This window comes from Hyphomonas sp. UBA4494 (assembly GCF_002388935.1).
GTDB lineage: Bacteria > Pseudomonadota > Alphaproteobacteria > Caulobacterales > Hyphomonadaceae > Hyphomonas.
Genome location: NZ_DGNK01000026.1, coordinates 25,656 through 50,128, shown reverse-complemented (window position 1 = coordinate 50,128; position 24,473 = coordinate 25,656). Strand labels below are relative to the sequence as shown.

At 56.6% G+C, this 24,473-nt stretch carries 22 protein-coding genes; all 22 read right to left on the bottom strand.

The genetic code is table 11. The features are described from left to right. Position 1 precedes the first annotated feature (1 nt). The 22 genes from lpxA to nuoN all read right to left on the bottom strand — a co-directional run bounded on the left by lpxA (position 2) and on the right by nuoN (position 24,470). On the bottom strand, positions 2-790 hold the full coding sequence (gene lpxA / locus B2P82_RS10000; protein WP_290496923.1) for an acyl-ACP--UDP-N-acetylglucosamine O-acyltransferase: 789 nt from the start codon (positions 788-790) through the stop codon (positions 2-4). Between the two features lie 30 nt (positions 791-820). Beyond that, positions 821-1,837, bottom strand: coding sequence for a UDP-3-O-(3-hydroxymyristoyl)glucosamine N-acyltransferase (lpxD, locus tag B2P82_RS09995; RefSeq protein ID WP_290496922.1), 1,017 nt, complete (start codon positions 1,835-1,837; stop codon positions 821-823). 12 nt (positions 1,838-1,849) lie between these two features. Further along, complete coding sequence (locus B2P82_RS09990) at positions 1,850-2,440, bottom strand: OmpH/Skp family outer membrane protein (RefSeq protein ID WP_206990482.1); 591 nt, start codon at positions 2,438-2,440, stop codon at positions 1,850-1,852. Positions 2,441-2,467: 27 nt separating this feature from the next. Then, positions 2,468-5,023, bottom strand: a complete 2,556-nt coding sequence (bamA, locus tag B2P82_RS09985) for an outer membrane protein assembly factor BamA (RefSeq protein ID WP_290496921.1) — start codon at positions 5,021-5,023, stop codon at positions 2,468-2,470. A gap of 36 nt (positions 5,024-5,059) precedes the next feature. Then, entirely contained in the window at positions 5,060-6,229 is a 1,170-nt protein-coding gene (locus tag B2P82_RS09980) for a M50 family metallopeptidase (RefSeq protein WP_290496920.1), read from the bottom strand. Between the two features lie 4 nt (positions 6,230-6,233). Then, positions 6,234-7,430, bottom strand: coding sequence for a 1-deoxy-D-xylulose-5-phosphate reductoisomerase (gene dxr, locus B2P82_RS09975; protein ID WP_290496919.1), 1,197 nt, complete (start codon positions 7,428-7,430; stop codon positions 6,234-6,236). Continuing rightward, positions 7,430-8,251: a phosphatidate cytidylyltransferase gene (locus B2P82_RS09970; protein ID WP_290478794.1), complete on the bottom strand. Its 822-nt coding sequence runs from the start codon at positions 8,249-8,251 to the stop codon at positions 7,430-7,432. The genes dxr and B2P82_RS09970 overlap by 1 nt, the downstream gene beginning before the upstream one ends. Next, on the bottom strand, positions 8,251-9,012 hold the full coding sequence (locus tag B2P82_RS09965) for an isoprenyl transferase (protein ID WP_290478793.1): 762 nt from the start codon (positions 9,010-9,012) through the stop codon (positions 8,251-8,253). The genes B2P82_RS09970 and B2P82_RS09965 overlap by 1 nt, the downstream gene beginning before the upstream one ends. Continuing rightward, complete coding sequence (gene frr / locus B2P82_RS09960) at positions 9,012-9,566, bottom strand: ribosome recycling factor (RefSeq protein WP_290496918.1); 555 nt, start codon at positions 9,564-9,566, stop codon at positions 9,012-9,014. Before frr ends, B2P82_RS09965 begins: the two co-directional genes overlap by 1 nt. A gap of 5 nt (positions 9,567-9,571) precedes the next feature. Beyond that, complete coding sequence (gene pyrH / locus B2P82_RS09955) at positions 9,572-10,318, bottom strand: UMP kinase (protein ID WP_034812325.1); 747 nt, start codon at positions 10,316-10,318, stop codon at positions 9,572-9,574. Between the two features lie 111 nt (positions 10,319-10,429). After that, positions 10,430-11,335 carry a translation elongation factor Ts gene (gene tsf / locus B2P82_RS09950; RefSeq protein ID WP_290496917.1) on the bottom strand — a complete coding sequence of 302 codons (906 nt, stop codon included), beginning with the start codon at positions 11,333-11,335 and terminating at the stop codon, positions 10,430-10,432. A 43-nt stretch (positions 11,336-11,378) separates the two neighbouring features. Next, positions 11,379-12,185 (bottom strand): 30S ribosomal protein S2, encoded by an 807-nt coding sequence (gene rpsB / locus B2P82_RS09945; RefSeq protein WP_206990490.1) that lies wholly within the window; start codon positions 12,183-12,185, stop codon positions 11,379-11,381. A 145-nt stretch (positions 12,186-12,330) separates the two neighbouring features. After that, complete coding sequence (dnaE, locus tag B2P82_RS09940) at positions 12,331-15,792, bottom strand: DNA polymerase III subunit alpha (protein ID WP_414651595.1); 3,462 nt, start codon at positions 15,790-15,792, stop codon at positions 12,331-12,333. A gap of 38 nt (positions 15,793-15,830) precedes the next feature. Further along, positions 15,831-16,520 (bottom strand): ABC transporter ATP-binding protein, encoded by a 690-nt coding sequence (locus tag B2P82_RS09935; RefSeq protein ID WP_290496916.1) that lies wholly within the window; start codon positions 16,518-16,520, stop codon positions 15,831-15,833. After that, positions 16,520-17,812, bottom strand: a complete 1,293-nt coding sequence (locus B2P82_RS09930) for an ABC transporter permease (RefSeq protein WP_290496915.1) — start codon at positions 17,810-17,812, stop codon at positions 16,520-16,522. The genes B2P82_RS09935 and B2P82_RS09930 overlap by 1 nt, the downstream gene beginning before the upstream one ends. After that, on the bottom strand, positions 17,809-19,128 hold the full coding sequence (gene proS / locus B2P82_RS09925; protein ID WP_290496914.1) for a proline--tRNA ligase: 1,320 nt from the start codon (positions 19,126-19,128) through the stop codon (positions 17,809-17,811). Before proS ends, B2P82_RS09930 begins: the two co-directional genes overlap by 4 nt. A gap of 51 nt (positions 19,129-19,179) precedes the next feature. Beyond that, positions 19,180-19,413: a DUF1467 family protein gene (locus B2P82_RS09920; RefSeq protein WP_290496913.1), complete on the bottom strand. Its 234-nt coding sequence runs from the start codon at positions 19,411-19,413 to the stop codon at positions 19,180-19,182. Continuing rightward, positions 19,413-19,841 carry a methylmalonyl-CoA epimerase gene (mce, locus tag B2P82_RS09915; protein WP_206990495.1) on the bottom strand — a complete coding sequence of 143 codons (429 nt, stop codon included), beginning with the start codon at positions 19,839-19,841 and terminating at the stop codon, positions 19,413-19,415. The genes B2P82_RS09920 and mce overlap by 1 nt, the downstream gene beginning before the upstream one ends. Before the next feature lie 5 nt (positions 19,842-19,846). Then, positions 19,847-21,532, bottom strand: a complete 1,686-nt coding sequence (locus B2P82_RS09910) for a ribonuclease J (RefSeq protein ID WP_290496912.1) — start codon at positions 21,530-21,532, stop codon at positions 19,847-19,849. Positions 21,533-21,537: 5 nt separating this feature from the next. Continuing rightward, positions 21,538-22,305, bottom strand: a complete 768-nt coding sequence (locus B2P82_RS09905; RefSeq protein ID WP_290496911.1) for a type III pantothenate kinase — start codon at positions 22,303-22,305, stop codon at positions 21,538-21,540. Positions 22,306-22,308: 3 nt separating this feature from the next. Continuing rightward, positions 22,309-23,079 (bottom strand): biotin--[acetyl-CoA-carboxylase] ligase, encoded by a 771-nt coding sequence (locus B2P82_RS09900; RefSeq protein ID WP_290496910.1) that lies wholly within the window; start codon positions 23,077-23,079, stop codon positions 22,309-22,311. After that, on the bottom strand, positions 23,043-24,470 hold the full coding sequence (nuoN, locus tag B2P82_RS09895; protein WP_206990499.1) for an NADH-quinone oxidoreductase subunit NuoN: 1,428 nt from the start codon (positions 24,468-24,470) through the stop codon (positions 23,043-23,045). Before nuoN ends, B2P82_RS09900 begins: the two co-directional genes overlap by 37 nt. Positions 24,471-24,473 lie beyond the last annotated feature (3 nt).

The following is a 24,473-nucleotide window of genomic DNA, read 5'->3' as shown; positions in this document are numbered from 1 at the left end:
ATCAACCTGGTTTGCAGATGGGGCGGTCGCCCTCACGGATGAATGTGATGATCTCCATGGCCAGCGGATTCTCCGCATAATCCTGCGACGCCTGTTCCAGCCGATCCTTGAACAGGCCATCTCCAAGAAAGATGGCTTTGTAAGCGGCGCGAATGTCCCGGATATCTGCTTTCGAGAAGCCTCGGCGCTTGAGACCGACCATGTTCAGGCCCGACAGTTTGGCGTGATTGCCGACGACCGATCCAAACGGAATTACGTCTTCCACAACAATCGCTCCCCCGCCGACGAAAGCATTCCGTCCGATGCGAGAGAATTGGTGAACGGCGGCAAGACCGCCGAACCACACATTGTCCCCGACTGTGATGTGGCCAGCCAGAGAAACATTATTTGCCATGACGACGTTATTACCAATGTGGTTGTCGTGGGCGATGTGCGCCCCGATCATGACAAAGCAATTGTTCCCGATTGTTGTAAGGCCGCCAAATTTGGGCATGCCGGAATGGGCGGTTGCATACTCACGAAAGACGCAGTTCTCACCGATAACCAGTCGAGAGTCCGGTGTCGATTCAAACCCTATAACTTGAGGCACACCACCCAATACCGCATGCGGGTGCAGGACACACCCCTCCCCCAGTTCTGTGTGACCGGTCACGACAGAATGCGTCATCAGGACGGAATTAGCCCCAATGCGTGCGTGTGGACCAATATGACAGAATGGCCCGACAACGACACCATCACCGAGAGCGGCTCCGTCCTCAATGTAGGCAGTGGGATGAATTTGTGTGGACATGAGTTTCCAAAAGCTGCTGGGACGCGCTGACTAACCCTTTTTCTTCGGGTTTGCGTTCTTCTGCAACCACGCGATCTCGCGCATCCATTGGCGGAGAGGTTTGGCAGGTGTTCCGCCCCATGTTTCGCCGTCTTCGATATTTCTGAACAAACCCGAAGAGGCCGCCAGAGATACACCCTCGCCGACTTTCACATGATCCGCGATTCCAACGCGTCCACCAAGCATCGTGCCATCACCGATCTGAACCGATCCTGAAATACCACCGAATGCCGCCATGAGAACCGAGCGACCAAGCACCACATTGTGAGCGATCTGGCACAGATTATCGATCCGTGTTCGTTCCCCGAGAATTGTGTCGTCAAAGGCCCCCCGATCGACACAGGAATTGGCCCCTATGGTGACATGATCCTGTAGGACGACGCGGCCATAATGTGGAGCATCCTCCGCCCCGCTGGGACCGGGCATGACGCCGAACCCTGCCTCGCCTATGCGGGCACCGGACAGTAGTCTCACATGATCCCCTATAAGCGCGCAGAATACGGTCGCGGCCGGGCCGATAACGCAATTGCGGCCAATCTGGACGCCTGGACCAATAACAGCATTCGCCCCGATGAATGTGCCGGCACCGATCACGGCGCCAGGTGCGATGGCAGCACCCGGTGCGATCCTGACGCTCTCGTCTATCGTGGCATCGGGCGAAATGGCAGACTCACCATGCCAATCCAAATGACGTGGACGAAACAGTTTTACCGCAGCTGTTCCGTGAACATGGCGGGGAAACTTTGAAACGATATAGGGTATGCCGTCGGGAATGCGGGCCACATTGGCATCATTTACGACAAGGGCTGAGATGTCGGGATTGATCTCGATAGCAGACTTTCCGTCTCCATCGAGAAATCCAAGGTCTCCCCGGCGGCCGTTCGCAGCCGAGGAGATACCTGTCAGTTCCAGATCTTCATCTCCGAAGAGACCGGATCCGGTCTGTTTGGCCAGTTCGCCAAGAGAAAGAGATCCAAATGGCGCGAAAAATCGAACGTCTACTGGCACGGATGTCTCAGTTTACTGCGCTGGCTGGTCAGGGATGCGCTTGCGGACGACCGAAAGTGTAGGCGTCGTAGCGTCCAACTTGCTGATGACCAGTGCGGAGACATCAACAGAATCCACGCCATAGATCAGAGCGCTCTTGGACAGCACGATCTGGGCATTTTTTTCACTCACGACCTGCAGGAGAACGGGCTCAAGCGCCTTGTTGAAATCGATAAGAGCCTGACGCTCGGTCAGCTGAAACTCGCTGGCAGCTTTTTGGCGGGCCTTGCCGAAATCACCGGCCTTCTTGTCGTATGCATTCAGGCGGGCAACCATTGCTGCGTCACCGGCAATCTGCTCGCGTGTCTTACCTTGAAGTTCAGTATTCAGCGCCTTGCCTTCAGCCTCAAGCGACGTCTTGGTTGGTGTCAGCTCGGTATTGATCTGAGATTCGATGCTTTGAAGCTTGGCCTGAATGTCTTTGCCAGCTTTGCTGTCGCGCAGGATTTTTGCCTCATCGATCGTAATGACCGTGGTGCCCTGAGCGAAAGATGCCGGCGCAACCAAGGCAATTGCGGCGAGTGACGCCACCATGGCGAAAATGAAGTTCTTGAGTCGGGACATTCTAGTCTCCTGTCTTTCAGCTTGAAATTAGAATCTTGTTGAGGTCGAGAACCGGAACGTTTCCGTCCGGTCATAGTCTTCCCGTTTGAGAATTTGAGAGAAATCGAACCGAATCGGACCAAACGGAGAGTCCCAGAAAACACTTAGACCGGCAGACGCCCGCATGGATGCAGCCGTCTTGGTGAGCCGGACTGCTGGCAGGCCGGTCGACTGATCGGTGAAGTAGATTGTGGGACCGACGTCAGGCCCACGAAGAGAGCCCAAGGCACCCGCCTCTGCGAATAGCGCGCTCTTGATACCGTATTCTTCAGGCAGGAAGCTCGGCAGGCTGAGTTCGAATGTGCTTTGATAATAGACATTACCGCCTTGCGAATTGAGGCGGCGAGTCTGAACAACTTCCCCAGTTTCAGGATCGACTACGCGGACGATCTCTCGCGGGCCGATGCCTGCGACGTCAAACCCGCGGAACGTGCTGCCACCCCGGAAGAAACGGTTGTTGATCCTCACGCCCTGGCCGTCTTCCAATGGGAAAACATACCCTCCGGAAACACGAAGGCTCGCAATTATATCGCGCCAGATGCCACGATACATGGTCGCGGTAGACTCAGTCCGCAAATACTTCACATCACCGCCAATACCGGCAAGGTCCTGGCTGAATCGGAAATCAAAGCCGCGCGACGGCCTTATCGGATCGTTGGTGCGGTCCCAGTAGAAATTATATCCGAGGATCGAGGACAGATCACTGCGTTCTGCCCGACAGATCGGATCTCTCAAGACGTAATCGCGCGAACATTGGTCAACAACGCGTTGGCCCGCACCGGCATCGCCTGGTTCGACGAGCCGATAGGTGTCGTCTGTGAGATCTTCTGGGGTGTCGGCCCCTGTGATCTGGACGCGGTCGGTAACAAAGAATCCGTCTTCGTCGATGATGTAATTACGGTCGAGAACGTTCACTTCATCGGTTTGCAATCTGTAGCTAAGGCCAAGCTGCATGCGTTCCGTAAGTGGGAAACCGAGGCGTACGCCCGCACCAATCGTATCGCTGGTGAAGCCCGAATAATCTTCATAGTCCTGGCGAGTAGCGTAGGCGTCAATACCGCCGGAAAGATTGCGATCAAACAGTCTTGGCTCAGTGAACCGGAAATCCAGAATTTGCTGACGGCTCGAAGCGGACACGCGAGCAACAACCGACTGACCGCGCCCCCTTAGATTGCGCTGTGACGCGCTGACGTCGAGCAGATAGGCATCCACGGATGAAAAGCCGGCCGCGAAGGACAGTTCGCCGGTTGGTTGTTCCTCGACCTTGATATCCACAATGGTCCGGTCCGGATCTTCCGACGGGGTCTCAACCACTTCGACATTCTTGAAGTAACCCAGAGCTCGGACGCGGTTCTTGGAACGATCAAGAAGGATGCGGTTGAACGCATCGCCTTCTGAAATTCGGAGTTCCCGACGAATGACCCGATCAAGTGTCTGCGTGTTGCCGACAATATTGATTCGATCGATGTAAACCCGAGGACCTTCATCCACAGCGAAGGTGACATCAATCAGACCCGTCTCGGGATTCACGTCCAACTGTGGACGAACATCAACAAAGGCGTAACCAGCAATACCCGCTGCGTAAGTCAGCGAGTCGATCGTGTCTTCAATCGAGTCGCCCCGGAAGAGCGTGTCGGATTGAATTGGCACAGCACGTTTCAGTGCCTCAGCATTAAGTTTCTCGAGCGCCGTCTCGACTTTGACCTCGCCGAAAAAATACTGGCGTCCCTCATCCACCGTCATGGTGATGTAGAAGTCCTTCTGGTCCGGCGTCAGTTCCGCCACAGCGGATGTCACGCGGAAATCGTAATAGCCATTGTTCTGATAGAACTGGCGCAAGAGGTCGCGGTCATATTCGAGGCGGCCCGGATCGTAATTATCATTCGAGCTGAAGAAGCGCCACAGACGTGATTGACGCGTGACGATCTCGCTGCGAAGGCGCGAGTCCGAGTAAGCCTGATTGCCAAGGAAGTTGATCGACCGGACACCGGTGACAGGCCCTTCGGTGATCTCGAAAATCAGATCAACACGATTTTGTTCCAGCGGTTTGTATTGCGGTTCGACTTTGGCGGCAAATCGACCGGACTGGCGGTATAGTTCGAGGATACGTTGAACATCAGATTGCACGCGAGCAGCAGTGAAGATGCCGCGAGGTGCCGCCTGGATGTCTTCTTTGAGCTTGTCATCATCTAGCGCGCTGTTTCCTTCAAAAACCACGCGGTTGATGATCGGGTTCTCAACCACACGAACGACCAGATTATCATCCACACGGTCAATCGACACGTCCGCAAACAGGTTGGTGGCAAACAGTGTCTTCAGGGATAGGTCAATGCGGTCAGGATCAAAGGAGTCGCCAGGCTCTACAAGCAGGTAGGATTGAACCGTACGCGCCTCGATACGCTGATTACCCTCGACAATGACGGAGCGGATGGTGCCGCCATAGCGACTATCTTCCTGTGCATCGGCAGTGCCCATGGGAACAAGCGCTGTGTTCACAGCCAGAACGCTGCTCGCCATCATGGTTGCTGCAAGAAACTTACGCATCGTCGACACACTCTCTGGTTAATTTCGGCATGCGGATCAGCCGCCTCTTGCTCCGAACAAGCCGGTCTCGATGATATCACCCCAAGTGATCACCACGACCATTCCCAATAACAGGATCAACCCGAATGTCAGGGCCACCTCCTGCACTTTTTGCGGCATTTCCCTGCCCGCAATGGCTTCATATGCATTAAATACAAGGTGTCCGCCATCCAATACCGGCAGCGGAAGAAGGTTGAAAAAGCCGACTCCTACTGAGATCGCGGCGCAAATGCTTGCCAGCATCCAGAACAGACGTTCGAGTTTCTGACCGGTCGTCGCCTGCTCCTGTTCCCAAACCTTGTTAACCACGCGGCGGGAAATATCTCCGATTCCCACAGGCCCCGTCATGGCGTGCATCGACATTTTTCCGGTAACGATTCGCGTAAGCATCGTCACTGTCCGATCGATCGTCGCGCCGGTTTCGAGAACGCCCTGCCCCAAGGCCTCTACCGGATTGTAGTAGATGTGTTCCCCATACGAGATCGGGGCGATACTCACGCCAATCGTGGCCTGGGGGACTTGCTGCCCGAAATCGTTTTCACGGACAATTTCATCAGGGGTAACGACCAAGGCTTTCTCGGAATCGCCGCGCTGAACAACGAAATCGATTGGTTCATTCGGGTTCAGGATGATCGCCATCAAGACTTCGGACGTATCGCTAACCGACTTGCCATTCACTGACATGACAACGTCGCCGGATTCCATTCCAGCTTCAGCAGCCGCGCCATCTGGCACTACTGCGGCAATGCCGACCTTCATGACCGGACGACCGTGAACGCCCAATATCAGAGCGAATATGAGGGTTGAAAGGATGAAGTTGGCAAATGGTCCTGCGAGACTGACGAGCGAACGTTGACCGACCCCGAGCTCTGGATATGCCCTACCACTCGGTCCCTGCTCTATCTTGCCGACATCGCCCGCCATCTGGCTCTCACCCACAAATTTCACAAAGCCACCGAGCGGAATCCAGTTCACGCGCCAGCGCGTGCCGTGCTTGTCAGTGCGCTCAAAAATCGGCTTTCCAAATCCCACCGAGAAAGACTCCACGGCAGCACCAAACCATCGCCCCACGATGTAGTGGCCGTACTCGTGAACGATAACCACGATGCCCATCATGAAAATCAGGCAAAATAGAAACAAGGGTCCCTGGCTGAGAAAATCACCCAAAACGTTATCCTCCCGTACGACGCTGGGTCTTCTCTAGTACATCGCGCGCCATTTCTCGACTGAAACGGTCCAGCAAGGCAATCTCCTCCAGAGTATCGCAGGCGATTCCGTGCATATTTCCCGAAAAATAGCGATTCAACGTCTCTTCCACGATCCAGCTTATGTCCAGAAACCCGCAATGGCCCGCAATAAATGCAGAAACAGCCGATTCATTAGCGCAATTTAATACGGTCGTTGCCTGAACACCGTGTGCATATGCCTGACGCGCCAGCCGAATGGCCGGGAAGCGCGTTTCATCAACATTTTCAAAGTCCAGCCGACCCAAGCTGGCGAGGTCCAGGCGGTCCACGACGGTTGGAACCCTGTCCGGCCAGCCCAGCGCGTAGGAGATCGGCGTTTTCATGTCTGGCGCACCAAGCTGCGCGATGACTGAGCCATCGGTAAAGTGCGCCATGCCGTGAATGATCGATTGAGGATGGACGATCACATCCAAGCGCTCCCCTTCGACATCGAAAAGAAATCCCGCCTCGATGAACTCAAGCGCTTTATTCATGAGGGTCGCACTGTCGATGGAGTTCTTGACGCCCATGCTCCAGTTCGGGTGGGCGGCCGCTTGCTTGGGGCTCGCCATGCGCATCTGATCCAGAGACGACGTGAGGAACGGCCCGCCGGATGCCGTGATTGTCAACTTTTCCAGAGAGCGACCATCGCCAAGACATTGAAAAATGGCTGAATGCTCAGAATCTACTGGCAGTATCGAGACGCCCCTGCGTCGCGCCTCGCTCAGAATGAGCTTGCCACCGCACACAATGCTTTCCTTGTTTGCGATCGCGACATCATTTCCCGCACGTATGGCAGATATCGTGGATTTGAGGCCAGCTGCCCCAACAATCGCCGCCAACATGCGCTCCACCGGGCGCGCTGCTGCTTCTGCGATCGCTGTTTCGCCTGCCGCCGCTTCGATATCAGTTCCAGCCAGCAAAGTTTTCAGGGTCGGCAGCTGGGACTCATCAGAAATCACCGCGATTTCAGCATTGAACGCGATAGCTTGCGCAGCGAGACCTTCTGCATCCGAGCCGGCCGCAAGCGCTACGATCTGAAATGTCTGCTCTGCATTGGCGTTGGCGTGACGGACGACATCCAACGCAGACTTTCCGATTGATCCCGTTGATCCCATGATGCTGATACGGCGGGTGGCCATCAGTACAGACCCAGTGCGGTCGAGAGTGACGGAAAGCTCCACAACAGAAGTGAACCAACGATTCCGACGGCGCCGAGGCCATCGACCCTGTCAAGAACACCCCCATGCCCGGGGAGCAGGTTGCTCGAGTCCTTCACCTTGAACCGGCGCTTGAGGCCACTTTCAAGCAGATCTCCGAGCTGTGCGGTAAATGACAGGCTGGCGCCCAAAAGCACCCACAAGATCAGACTGGAGTTCTGCAAATCCGCCGCAGCAATACCGCACACAGCCGTGAATAGGAGCGCGCCCGTTGCTCCACTCCAAGTCTTGTTCGGACTTTCCTGAGGCAACAGGCGCGGCCCACCCAAACCCCGCCCGACAAAATACGCCGCAGCGTCGGATGCCCAGACGAAGGACATGAAATACAATGCAACAGTGCGGCCATCCCAGGGTCCTTCGCGCAAGAACCAGAGACCAGCCGCCATGGCAGTAACATAGAACCAACCAAGCATAGCAGCGGATCGTATCCGCAAACCGCCCGCATTGGATGCAAACGAAAGCGCCAACCCGAAACAACCCAGGAAGACGTGAAGCCAGGTCAAATCCATAGGAAGGCTGAGGCAGAATAGTGCGGCGGCAAAGCTCAGAAGCCAGCCGCGAGGATGCCCGCTCATTCCAGCCCATTCCCAAGCCATGATACCGCCGAAAAGCGCACAAGCAGCCGCCAACCACCATCCGCCTGACCATACGACGAACAAGCCGGCAGGAATAAGGAGTGCTGCCGTCAGCAAGCGGAGTCCAAGCTGGGAAAAGCGGCTCTCGGGCGGGGTCCAGTCGCCCATTATGCGCTCCCCTTCGAAACAGCGCCAAAGCGGCGCTCCCTTTCGCTATAGATCGCAACCGCCTTCTCCAGAAAGGAACGATCGAAGTCTGGCCATAACACGTCGAAGAACACGAGTTCGCTATAAGCGGCTTGCCACAACAGGAAGTTGCTCAAGCGGTATTCCCCACTCGTTCGGATGAGAAGATCTGGATCCGGCATATCGACCGTATCGAGATAGGAAGCGAAGATGTCTTCAGTCACATTCTCAGACGCCAACTTGCCGCTCTCGACATCCGCGGCCAGTCTGCGCGAAGCGCGCGCAATCTCCTCGCGCCCCCCATAGTTGAACGCGATGTTCAAATAGAAATCAGCATTGTCCGCAGTTTCACGTTCCGCCCTCTCGACCAATCCAGCTATGTCATCCGGCAGACCCTGGCGCCTGCCGATAACTCTTATCTTCACGCCTTCCTTTTTGAGCCTTCCGAGATCTTTCTTAATGAAAGTTTTCAGGAGCCCAAACAGGGCGTTGACCTCGGATGCGGGCCGACGCCAATTCTCAGTCGAAAAGGAATAAACTGTCAGGTATCGAACACCAATCTGGCCAGCCGCCTCAACAGTGCGTCGAAGTGCTTCGACTCCTCGCTCATGCCCTGCAGCTCGTGGCAATCCACGAGCGTTAGCCCACCGACCATTCCCATCCATGATGATGGCAATGTGAGCGGGTACGCGAGATGCGCCCGCATGCGAGTCGGACGGCGCAGAGGCGTCGTCGGTCGACATCAGACCTGCATTATCTCCGCTTCTTTGGTTTTCAGTGCGTCGTCAACCTTGCTGACATAGAGGTCTGTCAACTTCTGGACTTCTTCAGACAGCGTACGGTGGCGATCTTCGCTGATATCACCATCCTTTTCCATCTTCTTGAGCGTGTCCATGCCATCCCGGCGAATATTGCGGACGGATACCCGTGCTGCTTCAGCATATTTGCCAGCAACTTTTTGGAGTTCAACACGGCGTTCTTCATTCAGCGGCGGGATCGGAATGCGCAAATTCTGGCCGTCCGTAACAGGGTTCAGGCCCAAGCCGGAATCCCGGATCGCCCGCTCAGTCGCACCAACGACAGTCTTGTCCCAAACATTGACCGACAACATGCGGTTGTCAGACACGGTGACCGACGCGACCTGGTTCAACGGCACCGTTGAACCATAGGCTGGGACCATAACCGCATCTAGCAGGTTCACCGAGGCCCGGCCCGTCCGCAGACCGCTGAATTCAGTGGAGAGAGACGCCAGGGCGCCTTCCATCCGGCGCTCAAGATCCTTCTTGTCATAGCTCATGACACTTACGCTCCATGATTGTTGATTGTTGTCGATGTGCCCTTCCCATGAAGGACTTTGAGGAGAGACCCCTCTTCCTTAAGCGAGAAGACCACGATCGGGATGTTGTTGTCGCGCATAAGACTCACCGCAGAGGGGTCCATCACGCGCAAATCCTTGGCCAGCAATTCCTGATAGCCAACCTCGTCGTAGCGCGTCGCATTTGCGTCGATTTTGGGATCCGCTGTGTATACGCCGTCGACTTGCGTTCCCTTGAGCAGGGCATCGCAGTTCATTTCGATCGCCCGCAGCGCAGCCCCGGTATCTGTCGTGAAGAATGGGTTTCCAATGCCGGCCGCAAAGATCACAACGCGGCCTTTTTCCATGTGTCGCTGGGCCCGGCGGCGAATATAGGGCTCGCAAATCGACTCCATTCGGATTGCCGATTGCACGCGCGTCGGGACGCCAATGCTCTCAAGCACGCTTTGCATGGCGAGAGCATTCATGATCGTGGCCAGCATGCCCATGGAATCGGCCTGTGCACGCTCCATGCCCTTGGCCGCGCCCGCGACGCCGCGAAAAATGTTTCCGCCGCCAATGACGAGGCAGACTTCCGCGCCAGTGTCCTGAGCTTGCTTGATTGCATGTGCGAATTTCTCGCACGTCGGAATATCAATTCCGAATTGTCCGGGGCCCATCAGCGCCTCTCCGGAGAGCTTCAACAACACCCGTTTGTATTTCAAGGGGCTGGAGTCGGACTCTTCGGTCTGCATGGGCGGTGTCTCCGGTATTATCGGCCTTATAGGCTCCTAAAAGATTCCCGGCCGCCTGTCATGGGCGACCGGGATGTTCAAAGCCCTTTGCGGGCCGAAAGGCAAGCGTGATCAGCTGCCTTTTGTCATGGATGCAACTTCGTCGGCGAAGTTGTCTTCTTCTTTCTCGATGCCCTCACCCAGCTTGAAGTGCACGAAGCCTTTCAGCGTTGCGCCCTGCTCCTCGAGGAATTTACCAACCGTCTGGTCAGGGTTCATCACAAATGGCTGCTCTACAAGAACAACTTCTTTGTAGAACTTCTGCATCCGGCCAACGATCATCTTCTCGATGACATTGTCAGGCTTGCCGCTTTCGCGAGCCTGCTCGGTAAGTACGCGCTTTTCAGCCTCAACAATCGCCGGATCCAGCTCATCAGTGGTGGCGGAAGCAGGCGACGTTGCCGCGATATGCATCGCAACCTTGCGGCCAATTTCTTCCAGATCGCCAGAACCGTCGAGGGCGACAAGCACACCGACTTTGCCCATTCCGGCCGTTTCAGCATTGTGGATATAGGAAGCCACCTTGCCGTCCGCCGTCAGCTTCGCACTGCGACGCAGGGTCATGTTCTCGCCAACGGTCGCAATCAGGCGTTTGATCAGGTCATCCACAGAACCTTCGCCATCCGGCGCTGGAGCAGAAGATAGCCCCTCGACGGACCCGTCCGTTTCGAGTGCAGCTTTGGTGATTCCAGCCAGCGCCGCCTGGAATTTCTCATTCCGGGCGACAAAGTCGGTTTCAGCGTTCAATTCCACAATTGCGCCGGTCTTGCCGTCGTCCGAGACTTGGACTGAAACGAGACCATCAGCGGCGGTGCGTCCAGATTTCTTGGCTGCTTTCGAGAGGCCTTTCGCGCGCAGCCAATCGGTGGCCGCGGCTTCATCGCCATTGTTTTCGACGAGCGCCTTTTTGGCATCCATCATGCCTGCGCCAGTCTTCTCGCGCAGTGCTTTAACAAGCGCAGCGGTAATCTCAGCCATTGCTGTATTCCTTCAGTTTGGTCTTCAGGTCAGACGCCTGTTCCTAGGCGCCTGTTGTATCTTCGGCGGTTTCGCCTTCTGCGGCCACAGCCACGTCAGCTTCAGCCATGGCGTCGATATCTTCTAGCTCACCAAGGTCAACACCAAGGCCAGCCGTCGACTCTGCCAGGCCGTCCAGTACGGCATCCGCGAACAGGTTGCAGTAAAGGGAAATGGCGCGCGCAGCATCGTCATTACCAGGAAAGCCATAATCGGCGTCAGCCGGGTCACAATTTGTATCAAGCACGGCGACGACCGGAATTCCCAGCTTGCGAGCTTCCTGGACAGCAATCGCTTCCTTGTTCGTATCGATCACGATCATAGCAGCCGGCAGGCCGCCCATGTCTGCGATACCGCCAAGAGAGAGCTGAAGCTTGTCACGGCGACGCTCAAGGTCGAGCAATTCTTTCTTGGTGAGGCCTTGGCCGCTGTCACCGCTTTCAAACATCGCGTTCAGCTCTTTGAGCTGCTTGATGGAATTCGAAACAGTGGACCAGTTGGTCAGCGTGCCGCCGAGCCAGCGATGGTTCATGTAATACTGAGCGCAACGGCCAGCAGCTTCGGCAATCGGCTCCTGGGCCTGACGCTTGGTGCCCACGAACAGGACCCGACCACCTTTTGCGACCGTGTCGCGCACAAAGACCAGGGCCTGGTGCAGCGAAGGGACGGTCTGAGACAGGTCCATGATGTGGATTCCCGAACGATCACCGTAGATATACGGCTTCATGCGAGGATTCCAGCGGTGGGTTTGGTGACCGAAGTGAACGCCAGCTTCGAGCAGCTGACGCATGTTGAAGTCAGGTAGGGCCATAGATTTTCTCCATCCGGTTGGCCGTCACGAGTGGAACGTTGGACCCCTATGGCCCGTCGCACCGGATGCACCCGTGAACTGGTTTCTGATGTGGCGGCTTATACAGAAAATGCCGATGCCTGCAAGAGTTCTGGCGCGGCTTTTGTCAGGCAGCCTTGAGGGGCTCGACGCGCTCCACGCCGGGCGCTTCTTTCAGGGCCCGCTGTGCACTCAGGCCAATCGTGTAAGTTGCCGGCAGCTTCATGGTGACAACCCGGCCGTCTTCCAGTGGCATTTCGATCAGGAGTTCGCCCTGTTCAAGGTCCTGAAGCTTTGCAAGATGGCCAACCACTCCCGCCAGATCGCCAACATATGCGCCAACAGCGAGCCGAATCTTGAGCGCCCCCATCGCCTTCGACAATCTGGCTGCTTCAAGCTTCAGTACCCGTTCAGCGTTCAGTTTGATTTCTTCGGCGTTTCGTTTCACCCCAACGGTGATCGCCACCGCATTGCCGACCTGAAGCAGATCGTAATTTTGGGACAAGGTTTCCGGGAAAACCATCATCTCGACTTCGCCAGATGGGTCGGAAAGCGTCAGGAACGCAAACTTGCCGCCATTGCGCGCAGGTTTATCGCTACGCGCGCGGACGACGCCGATCATCTCGAGCGGCTTGCCGTCCGAGGCACGATCCTGCACCTCCATGGCCAGGGTCACGCGTTCGCGGTCCAATCCCTCAAGCACGTCATCCAGGGGATGGCCAGAGAAGTAGAACCCGATCGACTTGAACTCCTGATCCAGTTTCTGTTGACCATTCCAGGCCCTGGTTTTCGGCAGCACCGGCCTTAGTGCAGGTTCGGCCTCGGCAAACAGACCGCCCTGCCCGCCTTGTCGGTCCTGGGCTGCACTAACCGCCAAATTTGCCAGCAGCGGCGCTGACTCCAGCATTCTGGCGCGGTTCGGCTCCATGCCATCGAATGCGCCGGCCTTGGAAAGCGATTCAAACGCTTTCTTGTTCACATGTTTCGGATCGACGCGTTCAGCGAAGTCGTAGAGATCCGCAAAGCGACCATCCTTGTCCCGTATCTCGACGACATGTTTCATGGCCTCAAGCCCGACGCCCTTCAGTGCGCCGAGCGCATATACGACCGCGCCATCACGCACATCGAAGTCTGCCGAAGAAGTGTTTACATCAGGAGCCAGAACCGGAATTTTCAGTCGCTTGGCTTCCTGGAAGAAGGCCGCGAGCTTGTCAGTGTTGCCGATATCAAGACTCATCGAAGCGGCGAGAAATTCGACAGGGAAATGCCGCTTCAGGTAGCCCGTATGGTAACCGATCAACGCATAGGCCGCCGCGTGAGATTTGTTGAAACCGTAGCCGGCGAACTTCTCCATCGTATCGAAGATGTCGTTGGCGAGCTTCTCTTCCATGCCCTTTTGCTCAGCCGCACCTTCGACAAAACGCTTCCGCTGGGCGATCATCTCCTCGACTTTCTTCTTACCCATGGCGCGACGCAGAAGGTCGGCTTCGCCGAGGGAGTAGCCAGCGATCTCTTGCGCCATCCGCATGACCTGCTCCTGATAAACAGGCACGCCATAGGTGGCCTCAAGGACAGGTTTCAGGTCCGGATGCTGATAGACAACGGAGGACGGGTCTTCCTTGCCCTGGACATAAACCGGAATGTTTTCCATCGGACCGGGGCGGTAGAGTGAGATGATGGCGATGACGTCCTCAAGATTGTGCGGACGCACCTTCTTGAGCGTATCCCGCATCCCGGCGCCTTCGAGCTGAAACACGCCCAGCGTCTCGCCGCTTGCCATGAGGTCGTATGTGGCCTGATCATCCAGGCTTTGCCATTCCGGCCCGACATCCCGGCCGTCCCGTCGGATCAGCTTGAGCGCCCGGTCGATCACGGTCAGGGTTTTCAGTCCGAGGAAGTCAAACTTCACCAGCCCCGCCATTTCAGCGTACTTCATGTTGAACTGGGTTGCCGGAAGATCCGCCCTCGGATCATTGTAGAGCGGCACGAGCTCGACCAGCGGCCGGTCGCCGATCACAACACCCGCTGCGTGCGTGCCCGCATTTCGGTACTTGCCTTCCAGCGACAATGCGACTTCGAGCAATTCCCCAACACGCTCGTCAGCGTCAATTTCATCCTGGAATTTTGGCTCGTCGTCGATTGCATCCTGCAGCTTGGGCGGATTGGCGGGATTGAATGGGATCAGCTTGGCAAGCCGATCGACCTGACCATATGGCATCTGCATAACGCGGCCGACGTCGCGGACGACAGCCTTGGCCTGCAATGTACCGAATGTGATGATCATGGCGACGGAGTCGGCACCGTACTTGTCACGCACATAGCGGATAACTTCCCCTCGCCGTTCCTGACAGAAATCGATATCGAAATCCGGCATCGACACACGTTCCGGGTTCAGGAAGCGTTCGAAGAGTAGATCAAAGCGGAGCGGATCAAGGTCTGTGATCAGGAGCACCCAAGCGACGAGCGAGCCCGCACCGGAACCCCGCCCCGGCCCCACCGGGATGCCATTGTCCTTGGCCCACTTGATAAAGTCGGAAACAATCAGGAAGTAGCCGGGAAACCCCATGCGCTCGATGATCGTCAGTTCGTAGTCAAGCCGCTCAAAATAGGTATCCCGCTCGGCATACAGCTTGTCCGCCGCGCCAAGACGGTATTCCAACCCCTCCAGGGCTTGCTTGCGTAGTTCTTCTGATTCCGAACGTCCTTCATTCGAAAAGTTCGGCAGGATGGGCTGGTGCGTCTCTGCCTTTACCGCGCAGCGCTGGGCGATTTCAAACGTGTTCGCAATGGCTTCGGGAATGTCAGCGAACAATTCCCGCATTTCTTCAGCTGTTTTGAGATATTGGGATGCATCGACACGCTTGCGATCTTCCTGGCCCAAATACTGGCCATTCGAAATACACATCATTGCGTCGTGTGCCTTGGCGTCCGACGGCTTCATGAACCGGGCATCATGCGTCGCTACCAGCGGCAAGCCCAGTTCATAGGCGAGGTCAATCAACCCCTCTTCGCAAGCATACTCATCTTCGGTACCATGACGCGTGATCTCTACATAGCAGCGCCCCGGATAAGCCGAAGCAAGCGTGGAGAGTTCGGTCCGAGCGTCCGCGATACGAGCCTTCAAAAGATGGCGCGCGACTTCACCTTCCGCGCCGCCGGTCAGCAGGATCAACCCGTCTGTTTTGTCCAGCAACAACTCCCGTGAAAGCTTTGGCACACCGTCGGCTGCGTCCAAATAGGCCCGCGACGACAACAGCATCAAGCGCTTGTAGCCTATCTCGTTCTGCGCATAGAGCGACACCCGTGTCGGTTCGCTCTTTGGCATACCGTCTGTCACATCGAAACAGCATGCCATGATGGGCTGGATACCTGCATCCGTCAGCGTCAGCGAGATTTCCAGTGCGCCATACAGATTGTTACGATCAGTAATCGCCACAGCAGGCATTCCCTGCTCGACACACCAAGCCTTCAGGCCCTTGGGCGTGATCATGCTTTCGAGCAAGGAATAGCTCGACCGGACGGCAAGATGAATGAAGGGCGACTCAGTCACGGGAAATCTCCTTTTCACAGGATACTGTGCCGCGCGCATCACCACCAGACCAGAGGCCGGGCGCGGCCTTCCACAACTTAGTCCGGCTGGTAATCGACCAGCTTGCCATCAGCCAAGGTCAGGACGCGATCCATGTGGCGGATCAGTGACAGATTGTGCGTTGCCACCAGCACAGCAGCGCCCTCATCGCGAACCATTTTTATCAGGGTCGCGAACACGCGCTCCGTCGTACCAGGGTCTAGGTTTCCGGTAGGCTCGTCGGCGATGACAAGACGCGGATCGTTTGCCAGGGCGCGGGCAATTGCGACGCGTTGCTGCTCCCCACCCGACATTTGCGCGGGTTGGTGATGGCCGCGCTCATCAAGCCCCATTTCACCCAACAAGTGTTCGGCCTTTTCGCGCGCAGCAGATTGTCTCGTGCCTGCGATCATCAGAGGCATCGCCACATTATCCGCTGCATTGAATTCTGGCAGCAAGTGATGGAATTGGTAGACGAAGCCGATCTTGGCCCGACGTATCGCCGTGCGGCCCTTGTCGTCCAGGGCGAGGCAATCAATGCCATCCAGCATGACCTTGCCAGATTCTGGCCGCTCCAGCAGGCCAGCAGTGTGCAACAGAGTGGATTTTCCGGAACCAGATGGACCGACTAGTCCGACCAACTCACCTGCATTCAGCTGTAGATTGGTTCCACTGAGAACGTGCAATTCTCCAGCGGCCGTCTTGTAGTACCGGTCAATATCGCGAAGTTCGAGAACGGGTTGGGCCATTATTCAAACCTCAACGCGCTGACCGGGTCCTGACGGGAAGCCCACCAAGCCGGAATGATCGAAACGAGCATAGACATGCCGAGCGCATATAGACCGGTCTGCAGGACTTCGCCCCAATCGAGGATCGCAGGCAGGCCCTCGAGACCGTAAACTTCCGCGTCGAAAACTTCACCCGGCACAAACAGATTGATGAAAGCCTCCACAGCATCGATGTTGGTGACAACAAGAATGCCGATCGCCATACCAAGCAACGCACCCAAGGTGCCAAGTATGGTTCCAACGAGCAGGAAGACACGGAGCACACCGCCGCGTCCAAGACCAATCGTTCGCAGGATGGCGATATCGCGTGTCTTGTTCTTCACCAGCATAACAACGCCGACGATGATGTTCAGTGTGGCAATACCCATGATCACCATGACGAGCATACGCACCATGGTCCGCTCAACCTGCAATGCGTTGAGATAGCCCGCGCGCTGGCTTTTCCAGTCAAATACGTAAAGCGCATTGCCGGTAGCTGCCGCTATGGCCTCCATGGCCGCGGCTGTTTTGTTCGGATCATCCAGTCGGATATCCAGCATTTGGTAGCGATCCTTGGACTGAAACAGGATCTGCGCCTGCTCCATCGGCATAAAGATATAAAGCCGGTCGAGCTCAACGCTTCCCGTCTTGAAAACGTCCCCGACAGTGTAGGCCTTGCTGCGCGGCGTTGATCCGAGAGGTCCGGCATTAGTCTGCGATGTAATGATCTCTACCTTGTCGCCCGGCCGGACACCGAGGCCTTCCCGGCCAGCAGCCAGAAATGCCCCCATCATGACGACATTGCCGCCATTCTTGCCTTCGCCAAACCCGGATTCAATGGCCGCCGCCCCGCCATCCTTCAGGAAAGGCATAGTGGCGAGGTCTTCCTTGCGGACGGCCCGCACGGCCGCCCCCGTCTTGCGACCATTCGCCGTCACGAGCACATATTCTTCAATATACGGTGCGACACTGGACACACCATCAATCAGAGAGATCGTCTCCGCAATCTGTTCGGCTTCTTCCTCTGTGTACGACGCAACAACGCCGTAGACATGTGGCTGACCGCCCAGCAAAGCATCCAGCAAGGTCGCCCTGAAGCCGCTCATGATGGACATGGTGATGATCAGCGCAGCAACCGCAAAGAAGATGCCGACAAAGGAAATGATCGATATCAGGCTTGCACCGCCATGCTCTCGCTTGGCGCGCAAGTACCGCCAGGCGAGTGTGCGCTCCAGCTTCCCAAACGGCGCGGCGGCTGACGGAATATCACTCATTCGGGCCGCACCTTGCTGAGGGCATCCGCGAGCGGCATCTCTGATTTCTCACCCGTTTTGCGATTCTTGACTTCAACGACACCGTTCTTGATACCACGTGGTCCGATGACAATCTGCCATGGTAGACCAATCAGATCCATCCGCGCGAACTTGCCGCCAGCCCTGTCATCAGTCTCGTCATATAGCGTGTCTATTCCGGCAAGTTCGAGTGCCTGGTAGGCTTGTTCGCAAACCGTGTCACATTCCTCATCGCCGACCCGCATATTGATGATTCCGACCTGAAACGGCGCAACGCTTTCCGGCCAGACAATCCCATTCTCGTCATGACAGGCTTCGATAATGCCGCCGACCAGACGCGAAACGCCAATGCCATAGCTGCCCATCTCGACCGGCACCATTTGGCCGTCCGGTCCCTGGACAACTGCGTTCATGGGTTCGGAATACTTGGTGCCGAAATAGAAGATATGGCCGACTTCAATACCGCGCGCAGAGACCTTCCGGTCTTCCGGCAGTTCAGCGAAGGCGGCTTCGTCATGCATCTCTTCGGTCGCGGCATAGTATTGCGTCCGCTTTTCGACTTCTGCTGTCAGGTCAGACGTGAAGTCCAGGTCCAGACCCGGAGCAGGCATATCCAGCAGGGTCTTGTCGCAGAAGACGGCGCTTTCGCCCGTCTCAGCGAGGATGATGAATTCGTGGCTCAGTTCCCCCCCAATCGGGCCAGTATCTGCGCGCATGGGCACACTGGTCAGGCCGAGGCGCGAGAACGTGTTGAGATAGGCGCAGAACATACGGTTATAGGAGTGTCGCGCATCGTCTGCCGTCAGGTCGAAGGAATAGGCATCCTTCATCATGAACTCACGCCCGCGCATCACGCCGAAGCGCGGGCGGATCTCGTCCCGGAATTTCCATTGTTGGTGATAGAGGTTCAGCGGAAGCTGCTTGTAGCTCTTCACATATGAGCGGAACACATCGGTGACGAGTTCTTCATTCGTGGGGCCGTACAGCATATCGCGGTCATGGCGGTCGGTGATGCGCAGCATCTCCTTGCCATAGGCTTCATACCGACCGGACTCGCGCCAGAGGTCAGCTTGCTGCAGTGTTGGCATCAGCATTTCCACAGCGCCAGCGCGGTTCATCTCTTCGCGCACGATCTGTTCAATCTTCTTGAGGACGCGTAGGCCAAGCGGCAGCCATGTGTAGATGCCTGCTCCGTTCTGGCGAACCATGCCGGTGCGCAGCATCAGCTGATGCGAGGCGATGGCCGCATCTGACGGGGCTTCTTTGGATACGGGCAGGAAATACTTCGACAGACGCATGGAATCTCCGTGATCGCGCGGTGAACGAAGGCCACCTAGCCGCAGCGCCCCCTATTGCGCAAGCCAACGTGGCACGATGATGGCTGTAAGACCTGTCAGAACAACTGCGCCCCCCGTGGCCCAAAGCGCTTTTTTGGCAAGCATGGGGTTTTTCGGCGCCGCTTCTTCCGTTCCGTCAATCGTGGAATCGTCTTCCCACTGCCCCTTCACGCCGATCGGAAGAACGACAAAAAAGGACAGCCACCAGGCAATGGTGAAGACAACACCAGCGCCGAAAATGGTCATCAGTGGGCTTCCTTCGGGGTTTCCATCAGTTCGATCAGGACACCGTTCGAATTCTTCGGGTGGACGAAAATGATGGGAGTGCCATGGGCGCCAATCCGGGGTTTTCCGAGGACTGTGGCACCACGCTTGCCCATCTCTTCGACTGCTTCGTTGATGTCATCCACTTCAAAGCAGACATGATGCTGGCCGCCTTTCGGGTTCTTCGTGATGAAGTTGGCGATAGGGGATTCGGCGTTCAACGGCTCGATCAGCTCAATCTGGCTATTCGGTAGATTGACGAAACAGACCTTTACGCCCTGCTCCGGCATGTCGAACGGCGTGGTGATATCTTTGGCGCCATAGAGTGTCCGATAGGTTTCGCAGGCGGCTTCAAGATCCGGCACTGCGACACCGACATGGTTCAAGGGACCAATTTTAAACTCTGACACGGGTTTCAACTCCTCAGGACGATCACTTCTATTACGGGACGGTGACCAAATGTTTCAAGACAAGCGTTCCGCAGGGCGCGGCCGACGGTACGCTCGACTGCATCATCGTCCATTCGGTCGCGTTTCTTCATGCGACCAATTGCATCCTCGGCCGCGATCTCAAGCGGCTCGATGCTCTCATCAGCAAGGCGACCATCGGTTTCCGACAAGCCTTTCGCCAACACGATGGGGCCGTCGAGTATGTCTCCATCATCGTCCAGCGTCATGGACGCGAAGATGATTCCAGCCCAGGAAAGCTTCCGGCGTTCCTCAATTCCCTGCGCACCTTCCGGCACCAGCCGATCCCCATCCAGAAACAACCGACCGGCTGGAACGACGTCAACAATCTGGGCCTTTCCCGGTGCGATCCGGATCAGGCTGCCATTTTGCGGCGTTACAGCATGGGGAACCTGCAGTGATTTCGCGAAATTGGCATGTTCCATGATGTGCCGACGCTCGCCGTGCACGGGAATTGATACTTGCGGTCGCACCCATCCATACATGCGGCGCAGCTCGTCCCGGCAAGGGTGACCGGAGACATGTATCGGATATGGCACCATGCGCGGTGTGATCACCCTGACGCCCTGCTCTGCCAGTGCATTCTGAAGCGCAAAAATCCCCTTTTCATTGCCTGGGATCTGTCGGGACGAGAAGATCACTGTGTCGCCTTCATGGAGCGACACATTACGATGATCCCGCCGTGAAATTCTCGTCAATGCGGCCCGCGCTTCACCCTGACTTCCCGTACAGAGATACAGGATGTGTTCGGCGGGAATCTGGCTCGCTTCGGATTCGTCAATGAATTCCATATGCGGCGGCAATATGCCGACGGATTTTGCCGCGTCCGTAATGCGATGCATGCTGCGCCCGACCAGACATACAGCCCGGCCCGCCGTCTCGGCAGCTTCAACGATCGATTTCACTCGTGCCACATTTGATGCAAATGTGGTCACGGCCACGGCTTGTTTCTGCTCGGCGATCAGATCTATCAGCCCTTGCTTCACCGACTCTTCGGACCCGGACTCCCCTTCTTCGAAGACATTGGTTGAATCACAGACCATGGCGAGAACGCCTTCATCCCCCAAGGCAGTCAGGCCTTTGACATCCGTCGCAGATCCGATCTGGGGATCCGGATCGATCTTCCAGTCGCCGGTGTGCAGGATCGTGCCCAGCGGCGTCTTGATCGCCAAGGCGTTCGGCTCGGGAATTGAGTGAGTCAGCGTGACATAGGTAACCTCGAACGGCCCGGCCTGAACTGTTCCGCCCAGCGCAACCGGCTTGAGCCAGGACGGGTCCACGCCCCGCTCAACCATTTTCGAGCGCACGAGCTCTGCCGTGAATGGCGTCGCATAGATCGGGGCCTTTGTTTGCAGGCGCGGATATAACAGGCCGACTGCGCCGATATGGTCCTCATGCGCATGTGTCAGGAATACCGCGTCGATCTTCTCCCCGATCAGATATTCGGGATCCGCGCAGATCAGGTCGATCCCCGGCGTCTCAAGTGATCCGAACGTCACACCAAGGTCGGCAATGATCCAACGGCGGTCGTGCGCCGGGCCGTAGCCATAGGCATTGAGGTTCATGCCGATCTCATCGCAGCCCCCCAGGGGGAGGAAAACCAGCTCGTCCTCTATACCGTTCGTGTCTGCCATAGGTCTCAACTGTTCCGTTTGTAGATTTCGAGCAGGCCACGAATGGTAATATCCTGATCGTAATAATCTATTGTTTCGCTGGCACCTTCAAAGAGGGAGGCCACACCGCCGGTGGCAACCACTTTCATGGGCTTTCCATATTCAGCCTTGATGCGGGTTACGAGCCCATCAATGAGATCGATGTATCCCCAGAAGACACCTGACTGCATGGCGCTGATCGTGTCTTGGCCGATCACTTGGGCTGGTTTCTGGATCGCGATGCGTGGCAGCTGCGCCGCCGCATCATGTAGTGCCCGCATGGACAGGTTGATACCGGGAGAGATGATGCCGCCCTCAAAGCCGCCATCTTCCGCCACAACGTCAAACGTTGTCGCCGTTCCACTATCAATCACAATGAGATTGCCGGAATAGGTCATGTGCGCCCCGAGCGCGCTCACAATCCGGTCGGCCCCAACCTGTTCGGGCCGGTGAATGCGCACTTCAACACCCGTTTTCAGATTGGGATCCCCAATGAACAAGGGCTCGAGATTGAGATATCGACGCGCAAGATTACGAAAATTGAACTGGGCTTGAGGTACGACGGTTGAAATCACGCATCCTTTGATGTGCTTCAAGTCCATCCCATACATGTCCGCCAGCCGCCACAACCATGCCGCGTGGTCGTCGGCGGTCTTGGTGGCATCGGTCGCGCTGCGCCACTGGTTGACCCAGGTATCGCCGTCATGAATGCCGAACACCGTGTTCGTGTTGCCTACATCAATTGCCAGCAGCATCGCTTAGCTACTCCCTATCAGGCTGACATCACCAGCCCGGACTATCTCCTGACGTCCATCGGGCAATCTGAGCACCAGCGACCCGTCTTCCGCCATATCTTCCAACACGCCTATCAGGGGATCGTCGTTTCGCGAAACCGAGATCGTCTGACCGAGCCCCTCAGCGACCTTCAGCCAATCTTGCCGCAACGTCTCAAATCCTTGTCGCGCTTGTTCAAGACGACGCCCAAACGCACCGCGAAGCGCCGTCAGGACATCTTCCGGGGTCAGGACTGCGTCGCCCCTTAAAGAATGCAATGATGTTGCCATTTGGCCAGCGCCCTCAGGTGCGGAAGCCACATTGATCCCAATGCCTGCGGCGACCCAGAACTCAGCGCCTTGCCCGCCGGTTTCGATCAAAATGCCGGAAATCTTGGCGCCATTCACGCGCGCATCGTTGGGCCATTTCAAACGGACGGGGGCGTCTGGAGCGAGCTGCGCAGCCACATCAGATACAGCCAATGCCCCGGCGAAGGGAATACGAGAGGCTACTGGAATGCCGCAGGGCTCATGAAACAGCGCAGTGGAAAACAAGTTTCCAGACGGTGAGATCCATGGACGCTGCAAACGGCCGCGCCCAGCTGTCTGAGTTTCTGCGACAAGCCAGCAATCGTCGAAATCGCCAGCCTTCGCCCGTCGCCTCGCTTCGGAATTTGTGCTGTCTATGACGCCAAGGTGGTAGACGGGCCAGGTTAAGCTCAACCTGCAAGTCCCAGAGCCGCTGTGCCCGCCCACCCTGATAGTGCGCTTATGAAGAACAGGAACAGGATACCGGCAATCAGCGCTGCGAGCAGAACTGTGATCGTCACGGGGCCATCGACCGCCTCGAAACGCTCTGTTGGCTCATCAAACCACATGATCTTGATCAGACGGAGATAATAGCCAAGCGATACGACAGACGCGAGCACGAGAATTATGACGACTGGCATCAAACCGGCCTCAACCCCGGCGGACAACACTTCCCATTTTCCGAAGAATCCACCGAACGGTGGAAGACCCGCCATTGAGAAGATCAGAATGGAAAGAGCTATCGCCAGCACGGGGCGCTTGCGCATCAAACCACCAAGCTCGTTAATTCCTTCCACCATGCCGCCTTTACGACGCATGGCAAGCACGCCCATGAACAGGCCAAGCGACGCAATTACGTACAGCGTCATGAAAACCAGCAAAGGCCCCGCACCCAATTCCGGACCCGCGGCTACAGCGACGAGCGCGTAGCCCATATTCGCAATCGATGAGTAGCCGAGCAGACGCTTGATGTTGGTCTGTGTCAGCGCGCCCAGCGAGCCGATAATCATCGACAGACCGGCAATGATGCAGAGGATCAGCTGCCACTGGTCGATCACGTCGCCAAACATGGTGAACATGACATTCGCGAAGACCACCATGCTCGCCATTTTGGGCGCGGAGGCGAAGAACGCAACGACAGGTGTCGGCGCGCCTTCATAGACGTCCGGCGTCCAGATATGCATTGGCGCAGCAGAGACTTTGAAGGCGAGACCGACAATCATCAGGACCATGCCGAACATCATGCCGATCGATGGGTCCGCTGCAGCGATCACGGCATATTCTGTCGAACCGCTGAACCCGTAGACGAGTGATGCGCCATACAGCAGCATGCCAGATGCAAGCGCCCCCAAAACGAAGTACTTCAAGCCAGCTTCGGACGCCTTGGCAGAATCCCGATGGAACGCAGCCAGCACATAGGAAGACAGACTAAGCGTTTCGACGCCCATATAGAGCGTCATCAAGTCAGCCGCCGACAGGATCATGCCCATGCCGAAGGAGGCGAGCAGTATCAGCAGGGAATATTCATACCGGATGGTACCATGCCGCTTCAGGAAACCCTCAGATGTGAGCAGCGCAAATCCTGCCAGGACATAGCTGACAAATTTCGCGAAGTTCACGAACGTGTTCGTACGAACGAGGCCATTGAAGGCTTCGCCGCCTTCATAGTTCATCAGAGAAAACGCGGCGGCCGCAAATAGGGCAAGAGCGCCGAACTTGATAGATACGCTGTTGAAACGATCCTTCAGCGTGGCGCCCACAAGCACGCCTATCAAGGCAGTCGCAACGAGCCAGAGTTCAGGCCCAACAGTCAGTATCATGGCAGTGAAATCAATCACGAG

Excerpts from the sequence above, each read along its gene's own strand:
- lpxA (WP_290496923.1), bottom strand. The coding sequence starts at position 790 with ATGTCCACACAAATTCATCCCACTGCCTACATTGAGGACGGAGCCGCT.
- B2P82_RS09990 (WP_206990482.1), bottom strand. The coding sequence starts at position 2,440 with ATGTCCCGACTCAAGAACTTCATTTTCGCCATGGTGGCGTCACTCGCC.
- bamA (WP_290496921.1), bottom strand. The coding sequence starts at position 5,023 with ATGCGTAAGTTTCTTGCAGCAACCATGATGGCGAGCAGCGTTCTGGCT.
- dxr (WP_290496919.1), bottom strand. The coding sequence starts at position 7,430 with ATGGCCACCCGCCGTATCAGCATCATGGGATCAACGGGATCAATCGGA.
- B2P82_RS09970 (WP_290478794.1), bottom strand. The coding sequence starts at position 8,251 with ATGGGCGACTGGACCCCGCCCGAGAGCCGCTTTTCCCAGCTTGGACTC.
- B2P82_RS09965 (WP_290478793.1), bottom strand. The coding sequence starts at position 9,012 with ATGTCGACCGACGACGCCTCTGCGCCGTCCGACTCGCATGCGGGCGCA.
- frr (WP_290496918.1), bottom strand. The coding sequence starts at position 9,566 with ATGAGCTATGACAAGAAGGATCTTGAGCGCCGGATGGAAGGCGCCCTG.
- pyrH (WP_034812325.1), bottom strand. The coding sequence starts at position 10,318 with ATGCAGACCGAAGAGTCCGACTCCAGCCCCTTGAAATACAAACGGGTG.
- tsf (WP_290496917.1), bottom strand. The coding sequence starts at position 11,335 with ATGGCTGAGATTACCGCTGCGCTTGTTAAAGCACTGCGCGAGAAGACT.
- rpsB (WP_206990490.1), bottom strand. The coding sequence starts at position 12,185 with ATGGCCCTACCTGACTTCAACATGCGTCAGCTGCTCGAAGCTGGCGTT.
- dnaE (WP_414651595.1), bottom strand. The coding sequence starts at position 15,792 with ATGCGCGCGGCACAGTATCCTGTGAAAAGGAGATTTCCCGTGACTGAG.
- B2P82_RS09935 (WP_290496916.1), bottom strand. The coding sequence starts at position 16,520 with ATGGCCCAACCCGTTCTCGAACTTCGCGATATTGACCGGTACTACAAG.
- B2P82_RS09930 (WP_290496915.1), bottom strand. The coding sequence starts at position 17,812 with ATGAGTGATATTCCGTCAGCCGCCGCGCCGTTTGGGAAGCTGGAGCGC.
- proS (WP_290496914.1), bottom strand. The coding sequence starts at position 19,128 with ATGCGTCTGTCGAAGTATTTCCTGCCCGTATCCAAAGAAGCCCCGTCA.
- B2P82_RS09920 (WP_290496913.1), bottom strand. The coding sequence starts at position 19,413 with ATGACCATTTTCGGCGCTGGTGTTGTCTTCACCATTGCCTGGTGGCTG.
- B2P82_RS09910 (WP_290496912.1), bottom strand. The coding sequence starts at position 21,532 with ATGGCAGACACGAACGGTATAGAGGACGAGCTGGTTTTCCTCCCCCTG.
- B2P82_RS09905 (WP_290496911.1), bottom strand. The coding sequence starts at position 22,305 with ATGCTGCTGGCAATTGATGTAGGCAACACGAACACGGTGTTCGGCATT.